Origin of the sequence: Mycoplasma leachii PG50 (assembly GCF_000183365.1) — a bacterium.
GTDB classification, from domain to species: Bacteria; Bacillota_I; Bacilli_A; order Mycoplasmatales; family Mycoplasmataceae; genus Mycoplasma; species Mycoplasma leachii.
Map to the genome: position 1 here is coordinate 30,127 of NC_014751.1, position 20,868 is coordinate 50,994.

Genomic DNA, 20,868 nt, shown 5'->3' on the forward strand with positions numbered 1-20,868 from the left:
TGATTTTGGTATAATTCATTAGTTAGAAGGTATTTTATGGATCTAAAAATAAGAGCAATTAGTAACAAATATAATTTAAGAATTTCAATAGTTGATGCTTCTGAAACTATAAAAGAAATTACAGATTTACAACAATCAAATGTATTAGCTAATATGGTTTTTTCTAAGTTTATTTGTTGTTCAACTTTAATTGGAATGCAATTTAAAAATAAAGAAAAGACTTATGTTAATTGAAATGCACCAAATTCTTTAACTAAAACTATGATAGCTGAGTATCATGATAGTAAAATTAGAGCTTATATACAAAATAAAAATGTAAATATTGATAATTTTAATAATAAAGATCTTAATGAAATTATTTGTTTAATTGCTTCTAATACAGGTGACTTAATAGTAAGTAGAGATTTAAATTTAAAAGAACCATATGTTTCAAATATAGAAATTGAATATGGAAATATTGATTATGATTTTATGAAGTATTTTAATCAATCAAATCAAACTAAATCATTTATAACAACTGAAGTTAAATTTGATGATAATTTAGAAATTAAAAAAGTAGTTGGAATTTTAGTTGAAATGCTTCCAAATTATACAAAAGAAGATTTAGACTATATTTCAGAAAAACTAGGTAATACAAATTATGTAAAAGATGTACTAGTTAAATCAACTAATTATTATGCTATTGTTAAAGAAATTGATAATGATGCTACTATTTTAGATCAATCAACAATTAGTTTTGAATGTACTTGTTCTTATCAAAAAGTTTTATCAACACTAAATCTTTTAAACCCAAATGATTTAAAAGATATTATTAAAGATGATAAACCTGTAGAAGTTGTATGCGATTTTTGTAATCAAAAATACAATATTCAGATACAAGACGTCCTAACATTATTAAATTAAATTGTGTTAAAATCTATTAGAATCATTGATTTTATAAAGAGGGTAATTATGGCTAAAGACAAGAAAAAAACTGAGGTCTCTGAGGTTTCTATTAATATTCAACAAATTCAACCAATTAGTAAATCTAAAAAAGATGACCTTGAAATAGTTGAAAAAAAGAAAAAAATAAAATCAGTTAAAACTGAGTCTTTTTCATCAACTCAAGCAGATCAAAGAGAATATATAATTATTCCAAATGAACAAAATTTTGAACCAGGAATTAAAGGGCTAAAACAAAAACAAAAGCTTCAAAAGCAATTAACTAGTAAATATTCAAAAGATATTTTAAATAAAGAGCATATAATCACTACTCAAAACTACAAACCAGATTTAAATAAACATATTATTGAATTAAAAAATGTTAAAAAATCTTATATTACTGGTGATTTAGAAACCCCTGTTTTAAAAGGTATTGATATTAAATTAGATAAATCAGATTTTATTGTTATTTTGGGACCTTCTGGATCAGGAAAAACTACTTTTTTAAATATTATTTCAGGTTTAGATAAAGCTAGTGAAGGTGATGTTTTTGTTTTAGGATCTAATCTTTCTTTATTAAAAGACTCTCACATGACTAAGTTTAGAAGAAAAACTGTTGGGTTTGTTTTTCAACAATATAACTTATTGACCAATTTAACTGCTAAAGAAAATGTTGAAGTCGGAGAAAATCTTTCAAGTAAAAAAAATGGAATGTCAATTGATGAAATTTTTGAAACAATTGGAATGAAAGATCAAATGAACAAATATCCTCATCAAATGTCAGGAGGACAACAGCAACGTGTTTCAATAGCAAGAGCATTGGCTAAAAATCCAGATATTTTATTTGCTGATGAGCCAACTGGAGCACTAGATGAAAAAATGGGACGTAAAGTTCTAGAAATTTTAGTTAAAGTTAATAAAGAGTATAAAACTACTGTTATTGTAGTTACTCACAACCCAAATATTGCTAAAATTGCAAACACTGTAATTCATATTAAAAATGGAATTATTGATAATTTAGAACATAATGCACATCCAGCTGATCCACAAACCATTGAATGAGCCTAGTTTAAAATTTAGTAATAAAAAATGCACCAAGGTGCATTTTATTTTGTTTTTTAAAAAGTTTTAGCTGCTTGTATAACTTCATCAATAATTGTTTCTACTCTTTGAGCTGGAGTTAGTTCTAATAATGGTGCTACTTTTACTCCTGCTAATAAAACAGTTTTATTAAATTCGATTCCTAAAAATCTCATAGCCCCTTCAACATATTGAGTGTGTTGTCCTCAAGGATATCATCCTAATGGTGCTCCTTGAACTCCTAAAATTTGAGCTTTTAAATTAGTAATTAAACCAATTGCATCTCCTTTTTTAGAATACTTGTATGAAAATGTTTCATTAGCAACTGAAACATGATCAATAAATGATTTTAATGTTACTGGAGTTGAAAAATTATACATCGGACAAGCAATTACTAATTTATCTACACTTTTTAATAAATTAATATATTTTTTAGTAACTTCTTGTTGATAAAATGTTGGGAATGTTTCTGAAGTTAAAATACTAGTTCCAACTTCATCTTTATTTAAATCAACAATAATAATTTCATCATCTGGGTTAAATTTTTTATATTCTTCTAAAAATCTGTTAGTTAAGGCAACAGAATTAGATACTTCATCTGCTTGAGCTGTTGTTTTTAAAACAAGAACTTTACTCATCTTTTACCTCCTATTGTTATTTTATAGTTAATATTAATAATTTGTTTATTAATTTTATTAATAATCTAATTTATATTTTACCTCCTAGCATAATTTTATTTTATTTAATGTATAATCAAGTTATTATTAAAAAAGATTTTTGTTGTATTACTCAATCTGTTAATAATGAAATAGATTGGAGGTAATATGAGTACTGGTATAGTTAAATGATTTAATGATGAAAAAGGTTTTGGTTTCATAACAAATGATTCTGATAATAAAGATGTTTTTGTTTATTTTGCAAATATTAATGTAAATGGTTATAAAACTTTAGAACAAGGTCAAAAAGTAAGTTATGAATTAAATAAGGGTATAAAGGGACTAGAAGCATTTAATGTTTCAATCACTAAATAGTTATTATTAGTTAAATATCAGATAATATCTGATATTTTTTTATTTTAATAATTATTATTTTTAGTTATAATATATATTCTATTTTTGTTTTTAAGTTGTATTAGTAATATCTTTTTTATATAATTCATATGAGTTAATTTAAAAGTAATTAGCTCCTTGGCTATTTAGCCCAAAAGACCATAAGGAGGAATAATCTAAATGATTAAAAAATATGAAGTGATGTACATTTTAGATCAAGATCTAAAAGATACAAAAGAACTAGTGGCAAAATTAGATGGCATTTTATCTGAAGGTGGGCAAATCTTAGAATCTAATGATTTAGGTTTATTAGATTTTACTTATGAAATTAATCATAAGAAAAAAGGTTTTTATCACATAGTTATTGTTCAAGCAACTACTCAAGCAATTAAAGAATTTGAGCGTATTGCTAAAATTGATAAAAATGTTGTTAGAACTTTAGTTTTAAATACAGAAAATATTCAAAACTATGAACAATCAGTTGTTTTATCAAAAACAGATATGACTAAATTTGAAGAAGAACAACGTGAAAAGAAAAACTTCAGAAAACCATTTATCAAAAGAGAAGAAGCTGCAACTAAAGAAAGCAAATAATATTAAGGAAAATTTATGAATAGAGTAAATTTGGTAGGTAGAATTACACGAGATTTAGAACTAAGAGTAGCAAAAAATGGATCTAAATTTGTATTTTTTACAGTTGCTGTTTCTGAATATTCAAGCAGAGAAGAAAAGACTAATTTTATACCTTGTTCTGCATTTGATAGAACTGCTGAAAATATGGTTAAATTTTTATCAAAAGGTAGTTTAATTTCAGTTGAAGGAAGAATTACAACCAGAAATAATCAAACACCTGATGGTAGATTTGAAACTATTGTAAATGTACTAGCTGAAAGAGTTAATTTCTTAGAACCAGCTAAAAGCAGAAATGCTTTAATGACTGAAGAAAACGATAATTTATCACCTAGCCAACATACTCAAGAAAATAATGATTCATCATTTGATGACTTAGTAGTTTCTGATGATGATGAACTTTCAATTTTATGAGAATAAGTAGAAAGGGATAATTTCATGCAAGTTAAAAAAATTAAAAAAAGAAAAAAAGTTAATTTCTTTCAAAAAAATAACATTAAATATATAGACTATAAAGATGTTGAATTACTAAAAAAATTCATTTCACCTAATGGTCAAATTTTACCAAGAAGAATTACAGGAACTTCTCCAAAAGATCAAAGACAATTGGCTTTAGCAATTAAAAGAGCTCGTCAAATGGCTTTATTACCATATGTAATTGAATAGAAATTATAGCAAATAAAAAAGCTGCCAAAAAGGCAGCTTTTTTATGTCCAATAAATCAGATTTAGCTAAATATATAATAACTTTTAAAAAATTAAAAGATCCATATTTAAACTTGCTGTTTCCAGCAATTTTAGTTTATCATAGGTTTTTCAAATATGCTATATAATTTTTAAAAAGTTTGAGAAATTAGATACAATTGCTTAGCTAGTTTTATACTAATTGAATTGATATATTAAAGCTATAATAAAGCATCATAAGCTATAATAAAGCTATATTAAAGTTATAATAAAGCATCATAAGCTATAATAATGATATATTAAAGCTATAATAAAGCTATATTAAAGCTATAATAAAGCATCATAAGCTATAATAAAGCATCATAAGCTATAATAAAGCTATATTAAAGTTATAATAAAGCATCATAAGCTATAATAATGATATATTAAAGCTATAATAAAGCATCATAAGCTATAATAAAGCTATATTAAAGTTATAATAAAGCATCATAAGCTATAATAATGATATATTAAAGCTATAATAAAGCATCATAAGCTATAATAATGATATATTAAAGCTATAATAAAGCATCATAAGCTATAATAAAGCTATATTAAAGTTATAATAAAGCATCATAAGCTATAATAAAGCTATATTAAAGTTATAATAAAGCATCATAAGCTATAAATATACTTATTAGATTAAAAAAAGAAATTTTCTGAGGTTTATATGTTTAGTAGAGAAAGTGAAAAGATAGAGTTTAAAAAAAGTACAGCTGAATTAAAAGAAGCAGTAATTTCATTATGTGCAATGTTAAATAAAAGTAATGGTGGAACTGTTTATTTTGGAATCAAAAATGATGGAACAATTATTGGACAACAAATTGGAAAAACAACAACAGCTGATATTGTAAATGAAATAAAAAATTATATTAAACCAAATGTCTATCCAGATATTAAAGTTTTAGAAGAAAATGGTGTAAGTTATATATCTGTTGAAGTTCATGGTACTGAAAGACCGTACTCAGCATATAGAAAATATTACATAAGAGTTGATGATCAAGATCAAGTTGTTGATAATAATGAACTTAGAAAATTATTTTTAACTAATGAATTTACTAACTTTAATTGAGAAAAACTAGCAACAAAATATGGTGAAGAAGAAGTTGATGAAAAATTATTAATAAGTTATATAAGAAAAGCAAATGAACTAGGAAAGATTAACTTTATTTTTAAAAGTATTAAAGAAACTTTAATAAAGTTAGAATTAATGGAAAATGATAAATTAAATAATGCCGGTTATTATCTATTTTCAAAAAATAAACCAATAACTATAAAATTAGGTAAGTTTTTAACAGATGAAAAAATAACACTTATTGATAATATTAGATTTAAAGGAAATATCTTTGAATGTATCAATAAGTCTATTGAATATATAATTAATAACATTAATCAAGTGTATGTTTATAAAGATTTAAGAAGAGTACCAGAACCAGAAATACCAATTAAAGCTATTCGTGAAATTGTAGTAAATAGTTTTGTTCATATGAGAATAACTAATGGTGATTATAATGAAATATCGATTTTCCCAAGTGAAGTAAGAATTTATAATCCAGGACATTTCCCATTAAACACTACCCCTTTAAACTTTGCTGAAGGTAAGCTTTCATCTAAATTGACAAATCCACTTATAGCAACTACTTTATATAAGAACAATCTTGTTGAAAATTTTGGAACTGGATTTCAAACCGTGTTTAATTTATGTAATAGCGAAAATATAAAATACTCATATGATATTTCTAATTTTGGGTTTACTTTTAGTTTTTATAGAAGAAAAACAGATGATGAATTTTTAAATGTCCAAGATAATATTAAAAATATAAATAATGAATCTAGTACAAAAACCAAATCACAAACTTTATTACTAACTTCTTTAGAAGAAGAAATTTTAAATTATTGCAATAGAAATGGAAAAATTTCATCATTAACAGAACTTGCAGATGAGTTTGATATGGCTTGAATAACAATGCAAAGAACAGTTAGTAAATTAGTTAAGAAAAATATTTTAAAAAGAGTTGGTTCTAATAAGATAGGTTATTGAGTACGCATTGAAAAATAGTTATTTTCTTTTTATATATCAATTATTTATATTATTATCACATCTATGTGATATCTTAAAGATATATAAAAGGTGTAATTTGATATAACAAAGATATAAAAGCAATTATTGATGATATATTATTGATATAATACAAACAAAAGATATTTTAAAGAAATAATAAAAGCGCCAAAAGGCGCTTTTTTGTTGCAATAAGATTCAATATAAAAATATCTACATAATATTGTAAATATTTACAATATGGGTTAATATAATTTTAGGAAGGAATTGTTTGATGGATTCAAAAATTCAGATTACTCATAAAGAATGAGCAAATAAATTTAAGCTTAAAATTCAAAAAACTGGTTCTTTTATGGCTGGAATGATTATGCCATCAATTGGTATTTTACTAGCTTGAGGGTTATGAACAGCTATGTTCTTATATGATTTTGATCATAATAAAAAACTAGGTTGATTTGATGCTCCAATGTTAGGTAGATTAGTTGAACCAGGAATTAAGTGACTTTTACCAATATTAATTGCATTTAATGGTGGAAGATTAGTTTATGGATTAAGAGGTGGGATGATAGCAACCTTTATTATTGTTGCTACAATCACAGGTACTGATTATATTTATGGACACTACATTTTACAAAAAGTAGGAGATAAGTGAGTTCATCCTGGTTCACCAAATCAATTTATTGGTGCTATGATAGTTGGACCATTATCAGCATTATTTTTAAAAAAAGTAGAAAAATTATATTTACATAAAATTAATCCAGGTTTAGAAATGTTAGTTAAAAACTTTGGATTAGCAATTTATGCTATAGTATTAGGTTTAGGTTTATTTTGAAGTTGAGGTTGAATAATGTGAGGAATCACTTTTGTAATGATCTCAATTATTAAGTTGTTTGGAGATAATAAATGAGTTGCTCCTTTATTAGGTTTTTTTACTGAACCAATTAAAGTATCATTTTTAAATAACGCTTTAAATCATGGTGTTTTAGGACCTATTGGTTATAATGAAATTCAGATTCAAAGATCTAATGGAGTTGCAAACCCTAGATCAATCTTTTTCTTATATGATCCAAATCCTGGTCCTGGTTTAGGTTTGTTACTAGCTTATATTATTTTTACTAAAAAAGAAGATAGATATAATGCAACAGCTAGTTCATTAATTCATACAATTGGTGGAATTCATGAAGTATATTTTGTATTTATTATTAAAAAACCAAAAATGTTATTAGCAACAATGTTAGGAGTGGTTGGTGCACAATTTATTACTTCTTATTTAGGAGGAGGAACTATTGGAACTCCAAGTCCAGGTAGTTTGATTTCACTAATTGCTTTATCTAATGGAACATATGCGTTATTAATTAATTTATTGGCATTTGTTGTTGGTACATTAATAGCATTTGGAATTAGTGTTTTATTATTATTAAAAGATAAAAAACATTTACAAACAGAATCAAAACAAGGATTTAAGATAACTGATGAAGGGATTGAATTTTCTAATAATAAAAATTATGAAGAAAAAATAAATAATAGTGATATTAAAAAAATTGTTGTTGCTTGTGAAGCAGGAGTAGGTTCATCTGCAATGGCTGCTGGTTTAATTAGAAAATGAGTTAATCATAATAACTATGATATTCAAGTTACAAATTTAGCTGTTAAAGATTTACAAGATGAATATGATATTGTTATAACTATGAAAAGTTTTAAAGATTTTGCACAACAAAAAGCACCAAGTGCTTATATATATCCTGTAGAACAATTCATTGGCAAAAACATATATGATGATTTATATAAAATGATAAAAAATAAACAAGAAGTCAGAGAAGAAAAATAATGAAAAAAGTAGCTATTATTGCAGGAGGAGCTAAAAGTTTAGGTAAATTTTTAGCTTTAGCTTTAGATAAAAATAATTATCAAGTAATTGTTTTAGATGTTAATAAACAAAAACTAGATGAATTAAAATTAGAAAATAATCAAATAGATACTTTTGTATGTGATTTAACTAATGAAATTGATGTAATTAATGTATTTAACGAAATCGAAAATAAATACAAAACAATAAATACACTAGTTTATAATGCAGGATGAGCAAAATCAGCAAAAATTACTTCATTTGAATATCAAGAATTTATTACAAGTTTAAAAATTAATTTAGATGGATATTTTTTAACAGCAAAACAAGCAGCAAAAATAATGATTAAAAATAATACAAAAGGTAATATAATTCAAATTAATTCAAAATCAGGAAGAGTTGGTTCTAAATATAATTCAGGTTATTCAGCAGCTAAATTTGGTGGAGTTGGATTAACTCAAAGTCTTGCTTTAGATTTAGCTGAACATAATATTAGAGTTAACTCACTAATGTTAGGTAATCTTTTAGATTCAGAAATGTTTGAAAGTCTGATTCCACAATATGCTAAAAAACTAAATATCAAAGAATCAGAAGTTAAACAATACTATATTAATAAAGTTCCTTTAAAAAGAGGATGTAGTTTTGAAGATGTTTTAAATGTTTTATTATTTTATATTTCAGATAAAGCTAGTTATTGTACAGGTCAATCTATTAACATTACAGGAGGTCAAGTAATGTAATGTTAGAAACTAAAAACATATATTTAAATAAAACATTCAATTCAAAACAAGAATGTCTAGATCATTTAAAAGAACTTTTAAAACAAGAAAATGTTAGTTTAGAATATATTGATTCAATCAATAAAAGACAAGAAGCTTGTTCTTTTAACATTGGAAGTAAAATAGCAATTCCTCATGGAACTTATGAAGGTATGTTGAGTTTAAAAAACTCTTTAATCATTGTTATACACTTGCAAAAACCACTTATTTGAGATGATTCTGAAGTACAATTAATTATAGGTTTAGCATTAAAACAAGAAGATCAAATTGATATGTTAGAAAATATCGCAATTAATGCTATGAATGATGATTTATTTAATGACTTATTAAAAAATCTAACAATAGATAAAGTTATAAGTTTTTGTACAAAACAATAATTAATAATAAGTATCAATATTAAGGGTGATTACATGGCAATAAATTTATTAACAAAAATTAAAGATTTTATTAAAACAGATTGCAGTCAAGATTACAAAAATATTGGTACTTATTTATTAAAAAACTATACTAATATTAAGAATTTAACAATTACAGCAATTTCTAAAGAATGTAATACAAGTCCTAATAAAATTACAAGATTTGCTGAAAAGCTTAACTTAAAAGGTTTTAATGAATTAAAGTTCAGATTAAATGATATTTCAAATTCAATCATTATAGATAATGAATTAATTCCAATTAGTTCAAGAATTGATGATAAAGCAAAATTTTATAACGATTATTTTGAAATACTTTTAAACTCAATTAAACAACAACAAATTAATTTAAAAACTCAATCAATTAATGAAATTGTAAATTTAATTAATAAAGCTAATAAAATTTATTTATTTGCTTTTAATCTTTCATATAATGTTTCAAAAAATTTTATTCAACGTTTACGTTGGTATCAAAAAGAAGCAATTAGTGAATCAGATTATATTTCTATAAAAACTTATTTAAATATTATAAAACCTGATGATTTAGTAATTTTAATTACAATATCTGGTGAAAATGAATATATTAAAAAGATTGCTGAATCATTAAATAAAAAAGTAAAAATTATAGGAATTGGTCCAAAACAAAGTTCAATGATTAGTTTATTTGATAAATATTTATATTTTGAAACTGATGAATCAGAGTTGTGAAGTATTAATTCAATTAAAGCTCAGCTTGTTATTCAATTACTAGATTTTGTTTATGTTAAATGATTAAAAAGCACTAAAAGAAAATAGATGAATTTAATTCACTTTGGAGCAGGAAATATCGGTTGTGGTTTTATTGCTCCAATTTTAAGCTCTATTGTTGATCATATTTATTTTGTTGATAACAATATTGATATTGTTAATAAAATAAATACTCAGAAATTAATTAAAATACATACTTCAGATAATAAAAAAATAAGTATAACTAACATTTCATCTTGACTATTAACTGATTTTATAAATTATAAAAATACTTGAAATGAAGTTAGTTTATTAACTATTTCAATTGGAATTAAAAACTTAAAACATATTATTTATTATGTTAATCAATTAATAAATTATAAGATCAAAAATAATCAAAAACTAATTATTATGTGCTGTGAAAATGGGATTAGAGTTAGTAGCTTATTTAAGTCTTATTTTTCTAATTTAAACAATAATATTTATTTTGTTGATGTTTTAGTTGATAGGATAGTTAGTAATAAAAACATTTTAAATGATTATTTAGAATGTGAAAATTATTATTTATGAGTTGTTGATAAAACTCAGTGACCAAGTGATTTTAAACAAATACCTAACTTAACTTATACAACTAGTTTTGATATACAAATAATTAAAAAGATTTATATGTTAAATGCTTTGCATTGTTCTATAGCTTGGTTTGTTTTTAAAAACTTTAGTTTTAACAAGTATTTATATGTTTATCAAGCTTTAAAGAATGATAAAGTAATTGAATTTATTAATAACTATTTAAATGAAGTAATTTTAGTTTTAAATCATAAATATAATATTAGTTTAAATGAATTAAATGATTATAAGATTCAAATAATTAAAAGATTGAATAATAGTTTTATAAAAGATGATCTTAAAAGATTAGTTAGAAATACTGAATTAAAACTAAGTAAAAATGAAAGAATTTTAACTATTTTAGATTATGCTAAAGTTAGTAATTTAAAACACGACACACTTTTATTAAGCTATCAAAACGGATTAGAATATTTAAAGAATAATAAATAGAATAGAAAAAACCTAGATGTAGTCTAGGTTTTTTAGTGTTTATATAAGTTTATTGAATTAAAGCGGTTTGTACAATTTTTAAAACTAAATATTTTTCATCTCCGCTTGTTGCATAAGATTTTAGATCGCTAAATCCTGTAGAAAAAACAGGTATGTGAACTTCAAATTCTATTATTGCTTTATGTGCATTTTCTTCATCTTTATTAATTGATAAATAGATATTTTTAATTGAATCTTTATTAATTGAAGTATGGAATGGATAAATTGAAAAGCCACCTGTTAGACCTAAAATTGATTTATAAGTCTTATTAGAACCTAAACTTAAAGTTGATTGTGATCTATATATATTATGTGAATTGTCATTTATATCTACTAATAAATTTTTAAATATTTGTTGTTTAAGAAAGTCTATTTTTTTGTCTTGAAGTAGTTCCTTTTTTTCTAATTTATTTGAAGATCTAAGTTCTTGTATTTTAGTTTTTAATAATCCGCTTTTTGTCATTTCTTTAAATTTGTCTTGAGTTAAAAATAAAGATAGTGGATTCTTTTCATTATCTTTTATATTCACTTTTCTAAAATTATCAAAAACAAACTTTTTTTCTATAATTGGTTCTTTTGTAGTTTTAGGATCAAAATCTCTATTTTCTATCTCTAGTTTTACACCTAGAATACCATTGTAATCATCATATCTAACTGCTGTTATTTTTTCTTTATAAAGTTTACCTAATTCAGGATTAAACTCAAATAGATAATCTTTAATAGTTGCAACATTAAGCAAAGGTGCCTCATCTGTAAATAATGATGAATTACCATTTTCTAAGTCTTCAAAATTAATAACGTTTTTTGTTTCCATTAAATTTTCATATTGATTATGATCTTGACTATATAACAACATATAACCTATTAATGACGGAAATAAATCTGTTATTTTTTCTACTTTTTCTTTTTTTGTTATATATTTTTCTTTATTATTTGTAATATTAGTATTTTCGTTCTTTTTAAATCCGGTGAAAATAAAATCTAATATCTTTGACTGACCAAATTTCTTATGAGTGAATTTAAGTTTAATCTTTTCAATTAGACTCCTTTCATTATTGGCACTTTCTCCATTGTTTGCTAAGAACTGAATATGATACTTATCAAATATAGTTTTATAATCTTTAGAAAAAATTGTATAAATTGTTGATGGATCCTTTTGTAAATCAACAAGTGCGGTAACCGCATCTCTTTGAGTATAAAAAGAAAATCTCTTAAATGAAATTTCTTTAGATATTTTGTCTAGGTCAGAAAAAATGTCTCTATTATTGTTAGAATCATCTGCTTGTGGTTTATCTGAATGATTTGGTTTGTCATTTTTTTTCATCTGGTTTACCTGTTGGTTGATCAGATTGTGGTTTTCACTAGGATCCGGTTTAGTTTCTGGGTTATTAGGATCATTATTCGAATTACCTGGATTTGTATTGTTGTCATCTGGTTGTTTTGATTCATCTGGTTTTGGTGGTGTTTTTGGAGTGTTTTCATTTGGTTTTTCAGGTTTTTTATCTGGTTGTTTTGCATTTGAACTACTTGTTGTACATGAAACCACACTTAAAAAACTAATTGATGAAATTGGCAAAATAGATAGTAATAATTTAGTTGCTTTTTTCATAATATATCTCTCATTTCTAATGACATATATAATTAATCAATTAAAGCATTTGTAGTAATGTCTAGTTTTAATATATTTGTATCACCACTTGTTGCATAAGAAGTTAAATCACTAGTTGTTGATGCAAATATAGGAATATCAACTTCAAAGTTAATTGTGACTTTATGTTTTTTATTTTCTTTATTAATTGTTAAATAAATGTTTTTAATTGAATCATTATTGATTATAGTATGAAATGGATATAAAGATCCTCCTCCAGCCAATCCTAATATAGAAGCATAATTATTTTTTTTATTATTTTGAAGACTCAAAGTTTGTGTTGCTCTATATAAATTATTTTCATTATCAATTATTTGAACTAGTAAATTTTTAAAAATTAGTCGCTTTGCATACTCTTCATTTATCAACAACTTATCTTCTTTTTGTTTTCCTGATTTCAAGACTTCTATTTTCTTTTTAAAAACATTATTTTTAATCATATCTTTAAAATTATTTTGCGGCAATAATAAAGATAATACGTTTTTATTTGGATTTTTTAAATCAATTTTTCTAAATCCTTCAAAATCAAACTCTAAAGTTTCTGAATATTTGCTAGCTATTGTATTGTTTTCTTCTATATTTTCAATTAACAATTTTAAATCTAATTTACCATTAACATCATCATAACTAACGGCAATTACTTTATCTTTATAAAGTTTTCCTAACTCCCTATTATATTCAAGCAATAAGTCTTTTAATGCAACAACATTAAGATTAATTTCTGGGTTTGCAAATAGGTTAGGGTTATTATTTTCTAGCCCCTCAAAATTTATTGAATCTTCTTGCATTAAATTCTTATAATTTTTAGGTTCTTGAGTATACATAATCATATATGCAACTAGTGATGGATATAAACCAGTTAATTTACTATCTATTTTTTCTTTTTTCTTTATATAGTTTTTTTTACTATTCTTATCTTCTTTATCGGGAGTTTTTTGAACTACTTTAAAACCAGTAAAAGTAAACTCAATAATTTTAGATTTTTTATCTTTTTTATTAGCAAATTTAACTTTTACTTTATCTATCAAGCCTTTTTCAACATCTTCTTTTTCATTTCCGTCTAATTCTAAATTAATATTATATTTTTCAAAAATATTTCTATGAGTGTTTGAAAAAATAAGTTTAATAACTGAGCTATCCATTCGTAAATGACTTAGTGCGGTTGCGGCATCTTTTGATGTATAAAAAGTAAACCTTTCAAATGAAATTTCTTTAGGTAATTTGTATAGATCAACAAATTCATCTTTATTTATATTAGGCTGATCAACAGGTTTATCATTATGTGGTTGGTGATTATTGTTAGGATTATCACCTTGAGGTTGATCATCAGGTTTTTTAGGTTGGTTTTCTTCAGGTTTTTCAGGTTTTTCACTAGGTTTAGTCGAATCATTTTCAGGAGTTTTTGGAGTTTTATCAGATTCCTTTTTATTTGAACTAGTTGTTGAACATGAAACTACACTTAAAACACTAATCGATGAAATTGGTAATATAGATAGTAATATTTTAGTTGCTTTTTTCATAATTAACTCCTTATTTACATGTCAGGAAAATTATTTTATAAAAGTTTTTGCACTAACTTTTAATTTCAAAGTCTTCGAATCACTTGCTACGTGAGATTTTAAATCACTAAAAGTTGATGAAAAAACTGGTATATCAAAGTCAAAATCGATTGTAATTAAGTAATTATTATCTGGTTGTTTATTAACAACTAAAGAGATATTATTAATACAATCTTTTGTAATGATTGAATGAAATGGATAAATAGACATATTCCCAGCTAAACCTATAATTGAAGTATAACCATTAGATGAATGTAGGCTTAAAGCTTTATTTGATCTATAAATCTTTTGTTCATTATCATTTATATCGGGACTGCTACCCTAAAAGTAAACACACAAAATATCATTTAAGTTAAAATGATTGTTAGTTTTATTTTAACTATTTTATTTTTAAATTTCAAATACTTTTTGATAAAAAAATAAAAAAAATAATGACGCCAAAAATCATCTATTGATAAAATAGATGCTTTTCTGTTACTTTTAATCTAAAAACTTAAAATTTTAAAATTTTTCTTTTATTTAAATTGATTTTTGATTCTTTTTCTTGATTATGTCATTTTAAATATTCATTTACATCTTTTAAATAATCATTAAAATCTTTGTAATTCTTTTTATTTGAATGTATTGTGTTCTTTTTTAATTGAGCGTGATAACTTTCAATAACAGCATTATCAGTACAACTGTAATTAGCTCCCATTGATTGTAAAATATTATATTTTTTACAAATTTTTCTAAAAGAGTTAGATTCGTAAACTAGCGCATGATCTGAATGAATGATTATATTATTTGTATTAATATTTAACTGTTTTAATTTATAAATAGCATTTTTAAAATTAGTATTAATTAAATTAGAATTATTTTTTTCACTAATTCTATAATCTATAATTTGTCTACTTGCACCATCTAACATAGTTGATAGATAAGTTTTTTTACCTTTATAAATTAAATAAGTAACATCAGTATATAAAACTTTACCAAATTCAATTACTGATTTAAAATTTCTTTGAATTAAATCTGGTATATTAAATTTATTATGTCCGGATTTGTGTTTGTTATGCCTTTTATTTTTCAATCAGCCTACAATTAGTTTGTATTTTCTCATTATTTTTAAAATAACTTTATGATTAATAACTAAATTAAACTCTTTCAAAAGTGCTTCTTTAATTTTTCTATATCCTCTTGGTCTTTTATCAAATATATGTTTTATTAATTTTTCTAATTTATTAGTTTTAGTAATTTTATTTTTATTAACCTGTTGCTTTAACTTTTTATAATATGAACTTTTTGAAATTTTTAGAAATTCTAAAATAGGTTTTAGTGAAATTTTGTATTTTTTTCTTATAATTTCTATTTGTTTAAATACTTTGATTTTATTTTCATTAGTATTTTGTCATAAGTTTTGTATTTTTAATAATCCTTGTTGTTCTAGATGTTTTTTATTAGCTTTATTAAGTAAATAATTATATGAGTTATTTAAAATCTTTTCAGAATGATATTTTCAATATTTTAAAGTATTAAAGTTAACATTAAAGTCTTTACATATTTCTTTAATAGTTTTTTGTTTTAACTGTAAAATAATTGTTGTTTTTAAGTTAAATTCATATTTCATAATCGATTCCTCATTAATTAATATAAAGCTAAAAAAACTTGTTTTTTTGATTTTAAATTAGAAAAATAAAGGTTTTTATGTGCTGAGTTATAGCAAAATATATAAAGATATATCGAGTTATATAATGTTTTTTGTATTTTAGGAAAATTAAGTTTGTTGTTTTTAACAAAATATGTTAAAATTAACTTAACATCGAAAAATTAATTAATTTTTTCAAGTCTTTTAACAGAATTGAAATCATATCAAAAAACGTTATTTTTAGATAATGTTTTTTGTTTTACACAAGCAACCACTTAGGTTGCTTTTTTCATTTTATCTAAATCCTTAAAAATCAAAATGTTAACAAACACTTTTAAAATAGAAAGGATTTTATGAATAAAAAAGAATTAATTAGTGAAATTGTTTTAGAAACTGAAGTATCAAAAAAAACAGTTAATTCAATTTTTGATAAGACTTTTGAATTAATCGCTAAAATTTTAATTAAAGATAAAGAAATTTCAATTCCAGATTTTGGTAAATTTGTTGTTTTACAAAAAGATTCAAGAAAAGGAATTAATCCAAAAACTGGAGAACAAATTATAATTCCAGCTAGTAAAACAGCAAAATTTAAACCAGCTAAAAAACTTAAAGAATTACTAACTGAACAATAGATATATCAAGATATATCAAAATATATATCCTGATATATACAAAAAAGTTAAACAATGAAAAAATTATTAGCTATTCTTTCAAGTTTTACATTAGCTAGTTCTATAACTCCAATGGTTGTTTCTTGTTCTTGATTTTTTAATGGTATTAGTGGTAATAATTTTTTAAACAATAGAGATATTAATTCTTCATCTAATAACAATAATACTCATAAAAATAATCCAAGATTCAATGATAATTCAACAGAAACTAAAAATTTAGATTCTAGTTTATTAGTTAGTCTTGAATCTAATAATTTTGAAGTAAAACCCTTTAATAATTCTTGAGAAGAAACTTTTAGGATATATCAAAAAGAAGTTACTAAATTAATAAGTGAATTGACAAATTGAGAAATTGAATTATTTAAAGATAAAGATTTGTCTTTAGATGAAATAAGAAGCTTATACAATGAATTTATTTATCCATCAAAAATTCAAATTCAGTGATGAAAATTTATAGTTAAACAAGCTGAATATGAACTAAATAAAACACAAATAAATCTTAGAAATTTAGTAATTCAATTAAAAAGAACAATTGATTATATAGATAATCAAAAACATTTAGATTCAGATAATAGTGATGAATCAGCAGATTCTATTAAAACATTAAATAATCTTAAAACCTTTTTAACTAATCAATTAGAAAATTTTAAAAAACAACTGTCAAATGAGAAGTTAGAAATAGAAACTTTATATGATCCAAATGATGAAACAATTTGTACTCAAATAGGTTATTTTACAAATCATAAAGGTGAAATCCAAATTGAACCATTCAAACCAACAACAAAAAAAGTCCCTAAAGTTTTACCAAAAGAAATTACAAGTTTAAAAGCTGCTTTTGCAGATAACAAAAATAAAACAATTGATGGAATAGAGTATTGAGATACATCAAATATAACAAATATGTCTGAATTATTTACCAAAACAACTTTATTCAATCAAGATATTTCAAATTGAAATACTTCTAATGTAGATGATATGAGTTTTATGTTTGAAGACTCAAATTCATTTAATCAAGATATTTCTAATTGAGATACATCAAATGTTAAAAATATGAATAAAATGTTTTCTAATGCTAAGAACTTTAATCAAGAAATTTCAACTAAAAAAATAGGAGATGAATCTAACCAATATATAGGTTGAAACACTTCATTTGCAAAAAATATGAATGAGATGTTTTCTGGAGCTACTTCATTTAACCAAGATATTTCTAATTGAAATGTTTTAAATATAGAAAATTCAAACAATTTTAGTAGTTCTGACTCTAAATGAAAACCAGAATACAGACCAAAATTTAACAAATAAAAAAAGTATATCAAGTTATACACTTTGATATACCTATAGAAAGGATTTTTATGTCAGAAAATATTAAACAAGCTATTTATAATTTTGATGAAACCGAATGTCTACAAATTGGGTATTTCACAAATGAAGCTGGCGAAATTCAAATCCAACATATGCCGATAACCATTAAAAAAGTACCTAGTGCTTTGCCAAAAGAGATAACCTCATTAGAATTAGCATTTTCTCGCAATCAAAATGCATTTATTGATGGAATTCAAGACTGAGATACTTCAAATATCACAAATATGAATTATATGTTTTGTTGAGCAGAAAATTTTAACCAAGATATATCAATGTGAAATACTTCTAAAGTTAAATTTATGAGCTTTATGTTTTATGGAGCAGAAAATTTTAACCAAGATATTTCAATGTGAAATACTTCTAATGCAACAAATATGTCAAATATGTTTTTCAATGTAAAAAACTTTAATCAACCAATTGGTAATTGAAACACCTCAAATGTAACTAATATGGCAGGTATGTTTTCTAGTGCTTATAGTTTTAACCAAAATATTTCAATGTGACACGTCTCTAATGTAACTGATATGAGTTATATGTTTGATGGAGCAAAAAACTTCAACCAAGATATATCTTCTTGAAAAACTTCAAAAGTTAAATATATGAGTTTTATGTTTTATAATGCAACTTCATTTAATCAAGATTTATCTAAATGAGATACATCTAATGTAAATGCATTTGGACAAAATATTGGTGCTTCTAACCCCAACTGAAAACCAGAACACCAACCCCAATTTAAAAAAGTATATCAAGGTATATAACTTGATATATCTAGGCACCCAAAGAAAGGACTAAATAAAAATGAACGTAGTAAATATTATTGGACAATTAGAAGGAGATGCAACTGTTGCTTATACTTCAAAAGATGGAGAAAAAAAGCTTTATAAGTTTGTTGTTAAAGTACCAAAATCATATAAAACAGAAGAAGTAGATTCACTTGATTATATTAATATTAAAGCTTGATCAAATGCTGTTGATGATGAATTTCTATTACATAATCAAGCTGTTGTTGCAATTGAAGGAAGAATTGAATCTTTTATTTCAAATAATGATTTAACAAATATCAGAAATGAAATTATTGCAAATAGAATTTTATATTTAAATTAATCATTTTTTAAAAATACATCAAAGTATATCCTTGATATATCTAGGCACCCAAAGAAAGGACTAAATAAAAATGAACGTAGTAAATATTATTGGTTGAATTGAAAATGATTGTCAAGTAATAGATATTTCTCCGGACAAAAGAAAAAAACTTCTTTGTTTTACCATAGTTTTTCCTAAAGATAATAATAATTTTTCTGATGAAGATTTAGCAATATCAGATCAATTCAACCATATCAAAATTAAATTCTGAACAGAAAATTCAAATGAAGAAATGTTGTTAGTTGATCAAACAATTGTAGCAGTTAATGGGTGAATTCAAACTTCTTTACAAAGCATTAATCCAATGGAATACGCTATTGAAATTTATGCAAACAAAATCTCTTATTTATCTTAGTATTTTTTTTAAAAAAACATATCAAGGTATATCAAGTTATACACCTTATATAACTTAGAAAGGAAATAAACTATGAATCAATCAATAGAATATGTAAATAACAATTCATATTTTAAAATCATTGAAACAAGTGAACAAGCAAAAGAACGAATTAAGAAACATAAAAAAAATAACATCTTATTTAGTTTAATTTTTCTTTTTGCAACTTTAGGTTTTGGGTTATTTATTTTGCTTTCACTTTTTGAACCTCATAAAACTGATTTTGTATACAAAATTACAATAGCAACTTTAAGTTATGTTTTAGTTTTAATGTTTTGTTCATTTTATTGAATTTATTATTCAAAAATAATTCAAGTTAAAAAGAAATATATTCAATTCTATTCAAATAAACAAGCTAGAGCTGAATTAAGACTTGAAAAACACCAATTAAAACATAAACATCAACAAATCAAAAAGCAAACTAGGTTAACAATAAATCAAACCAAATTAGAAAAACAAGAAATGAAAAGTGAAAATAGTAAAACTAATCAACAAATTAATTTTGCTAAAAAACAAGATCGTTTAGAAGAAAAGAAACAACCAAGAATTATAAAAGAACAAAATAGATTACATAAACAAGAATTAAATGATAGTATTCAACTTTTTCAACATAATTCTAGATTAAAAAAAGATTTACTACTTCATCAACAAAATCTTGATTATAAACGTACAAAACTTCAAATGGATTTACAAAATGACTTAAAGAATGAACAAATTTTAGATCAAATCAAAAAAGCCAGAGCAAAATTTGAACAACAAATTTATGCTAATTCATCTAATAAAGCTGAAAAACAATTTGTTCAACAATTAAGTAATTTAGATAATGAATCATTTTTTAAAATTTTAGAAATTCCCTTAACTTCTAGTGTTGAAAAAATAGAACAAGCTTATAAAATGCTTATTTTTAAGAAAATGACATTAAATGAACAACAAATAAATTTCTCTAATAATCAAGAAATTAAAGTTTATGATTTACCATTTAATCCTACTCATAATGAAGTTTTTGAATTACCATTAAAAACTAATGATTTTAAAGAAATTGAAGTTGAAACCAACCAAGTTAAACCTGAATATGAGAGTGTTGGACAAGAAATAAATAATGATTTTGTTAAAGAAACTAAAAGCAGTGATTATTAACAAAATA

Annotated in this window: 22 protein-coding genes and 1 pseudogene; 18 read left to right on the forward strand and 5 right to left on the reverse strand. The window is 23.4% G+C overall.

What is annotated here, in order from left to right; all coding sequences use genetic code 4:
• Positions 1-36: 36 nt before the first annotated feature.
• Positions 37-903, forward strand: a complete 867-nt coding sequence (locus MSB_RS00125; protein WP_013447351.1) for an Hsp33 family molecular chaperone HslO — start codon at positions 37-39, stop codon at positions 901-903.
• Positions 904-951: 48 nt separating this feature from the next.
• Positions 952-1,989 carry an ABC transporter ATP-binding protein gene (locus MSB_RS00130; RefSeq protein WP_013447352.1) on the forward strand — a complete coding sequence of 346 codons (1,038 nt, stop codon included), beginning with the start codon at positions 952-954 and terminating at the stop codon, positions 1,987-1,989.
• Positions 1,990-2,039: 50 nt separating this feature from the next.
• Here the strand turns inward: MSB_RS00130 and MSB_RS00135 are convergent, their stop codons facing one another.
• Positions 2,040-2,639: an FMN-dependent NADH-azoreductase gene (locus MSB_RS00135; RefSeq protein ID WP_011386925.1), complete on the reverse strand. Its 600-nt coding sequence runs from the start codon at positions 2,637-2,639 to the stop codon at positions 2,040-2,042.
• A 186-nt stretch (positions 2,640-2,825) separates the two neighbouring features.
• On the opposite strand from MSB_RS00135, the gene MSB_RS00140 reads away from it, so the two are divergent.
• The 10 genes from MSB_RS00140 (at position 2,826) to MSB_RS00185 (ending at position 11,281) form a co-directional block, all read left to right on the forward strand.
• A complete protein-coding gene (locus MSB_RS00140) occupies positions 2,826-3,032 on the forward strand; it encodes a cold-shock protein (protein ID WP_011386926.1) in 207 nt (68 codons plus the stop codon).
• Between the two features lie 198 nt (positions 3,033-3,230).
• Positions 3,231-3,644, forward strand: coding sequence for a 30S ribosomal protein S6 (gene rpsF / locus MSB_RS00145; RefSeq protein ID WP_013447353.1), 414 nt, complete (start codon positions 3,231-3,233; stop codon positions 3,642-3,644).
• 15 nt (positions 3,645-3,659) lie between these two features.
• Positions 3,660-4,100 carry a single-stranded DNA-binding protein gene (locus MSB_RS00150; protein WP_013447354.1) on the forward strand — a complete coding sequence of 147 codons (441 nt, stop codon included), beginning with the start codon at positions 3,660-3,662 and terminating at the stop codon, positions 4,098-4,100.
• An 18-nt stretch (positions 4,101-4,118) separates the two neighbouring features.
• Positions 4,119-4,346: a 30S ribosomal protein S18 gene (rpsR, locus tag MSB_RS00155; protein WP_008362754.1), complete on the forward strand. Its 228-nt coding sequence runs from the start codon at positions 4,119-4,121 to the stop codon at positions 4,344-4,346.
• Positions 4,347-5,072: 726 nt separating this feature from the next.
• A complete protein-coding gene (locus MSB_RS00160; RefSeq protein WP_013447355.1) occupies positions 5,073-6,461 on the forward strand; it encodes an RNA-binding domain-containing protein in 1,389 nt (462 codons plus the stop codon).
• Between the two features lie 274 nt (positions 6,462-6,735).
• Positions 6,736-8,289 (forward strand): PTS transporter subunit EIIC, encoded by a 1,554-nt coding sequence (locus MSB_RS00165; protein ID WP_013447356.1) that lies wholly within the window; start codon positions 6,736-6,738, stop codon positions 8,287-8,289.
• The gene (gene srlD, locus MSB_RS00170) at positions 8,289-9,047 is read left to right on the forward strand and encodes a sorbitol-6-phosphate dehydrogenase (protein WP_013447357.1); all 759 of its coding nucleotides are present in this window, start codon (positions 8,289-8,291) and stop codon (positions 9,045-9,047) included. The genes MSB_RS00165 and srlD overlap by 1 nt, the downstream gene beginning before the upstream one ends.
• Entirely contained in the window at positions 9,047-9,463 is a 417-nt protein-coding gene (locus MSB_RS00175) for a PTS sugar transporter subunit IIA (protein ID WP_013447358.1), read from the forward strand. Before srlD ends, MSB_RS00175 begins: the two co-directional genes overlap by 1 nt.
• 33 nt (positions 9,464-9,496) lie before the next feature.
• Positions 9,497-10,294: a MurR/RpiR family transcriptional regulator gene (locus tag MSB_RS00180; RefSeq protein WP_013447359.1), complete on the forward strand. Its 798-nt coding sequence runs from the start codon at positions 9,497-9,499 to the stop codon at positions 10,292-10,294.
• Positions 10,295-11,281, forward strand: a complete 987-nt coding sequence (locus MSB_RS00185) for a mannitol dehydrogenase family protein (protein ID WP_013447360.1) — start codon at positions 10,295-10,297, stop codon at positions 11,279-11,281. It abuts the gene before it with no gap.
• Positions 11,282-11,330: 49 nt separating this feature from the next.
• Here the strand turns inward: MSB_RS00185 and MSB_RS00190 are convergent, their stop codons facing one another.
• The 4 genes and pseudogenes from MSB_RS00190 to MSB_RS00205 form a co-directional block, all read right to left on the reverse strand.
• A complete protein-coding gene (locus MSB_RS00190; protein ID WP_013447361.1) occupies positions 11,331-12,929 on the reverse strand; it encodes an LppA family lipoprotein in 1,599 nt (532 codons plus the stop codon).
• A gap of 32 nt (positions 12,930-12,961) precedes the next feature.
• Entirely contained in the window at positions 12,962-14,488 is a 1,527-nt protein-coding gene (locus tag MSB_RS00195) for an LppA family lipoprotein (RefSeq protein ID WP_013447362.1), read from the reverse strand.
• Positions 14,489-14,518: 30 nt separating this feature from the next.
• Positions 14,519-14,836: pseudogene (locus tag MSB_RS00200) on the reverse strand (LppA-related lipoprotein); the annotation flags it as partial.
• Positions 14,837-15,020: 184 nt separating this feature from the next.
• Entirely contained in the window at positions 15,021-16,136 is a 1,116-nt protein-coding gene (locus MSB_RS00205; protein WP_013447363.1) for an IS3 family transposase, read from the reverse strand.
• Between the two features lie 371 nt (positions 16,137-16,507).
• Between MSB_RS00205 and MSB_RS00210 the strand changes: the two genes are divergently transcribed.
• The 6 genes from MSB_RS00210 (at position 16,508) to MSB_RS05125 (ending at position 20,861) form a co-directional block, all read left to right on the forward strand.
• A complete protein-coding gene (locus MSB_RS00210; RefSeq protein WP_013447364.1) occupies positions 16,508-16,786 on the forward strand; it encodes an HU family DNA-binding protein in 279 nt (92 codons plus the stop codon).
• Positions 16,787-16,840: 54 nt separating this feature from the next.
• On the forward strand, positions 16,841-18,127 hold the full coding sequence (locus MSB_RS05365) for a BspA family leucine-rich repeat surface protein (protein WP_013447365.1): 1,287 nt from the start codon (positions 16,841-16,843) through the stop codon (positions 18,125-18,127).
• Positions 18,128-18,177: 50 nt separating this feature from the next.
• A complete protein-coding gene (locus MSB_RS00220) occupies positions 18,178-18,945 on the forward strand; it encodes a BspA family leucine-rich repeat surface protein (protein WP_013447366.1) in 768 nt (255 codons plus the stop codon).
• Positions 18,946-18,985: 40 nt separating this feature from the next.
• The gene (locus tag MSB_RS00225; RefSeq protein WP_013447367.1) at positions 18,986-19,291 is read left to right on the forward strand and encodes a single-stranded DNA-binding protein; all 306 of its coding nucleotides are present in this window, start codon (positions 18,986-18,988) and stop codon (positions 19,289-19,291) included.
• A gap of 70 nt (positions 19,292-19,361) precedes the next feature.
• Positions 19,362-19,685 (forward strand): thioredoxin domain-containing protein, encoded by a 324-nt coding sequence (locus MSB_RS00230; protein ID WP_013447368.1) that lies wholly within the window; start codon positions 19,362-19,364, stop codon positions 19,683-19,685.
• A gap of 72 nt (positions 19,686-19,757) precedes the next feature.
• Positions 19,758-20,861: a hypothetical protein gene (locus tag MSB_RS05125; protein ID WP_013447369.1), complete on the forward strand. Its 1,104-nt coding sequence runs from the start codon at positions 19,758-19,760 to the stop codon at positions 20,859-20,861.
• The last annotated feature ends 7 nt before the right edge of the window (positions 20,862-20,868 follow it).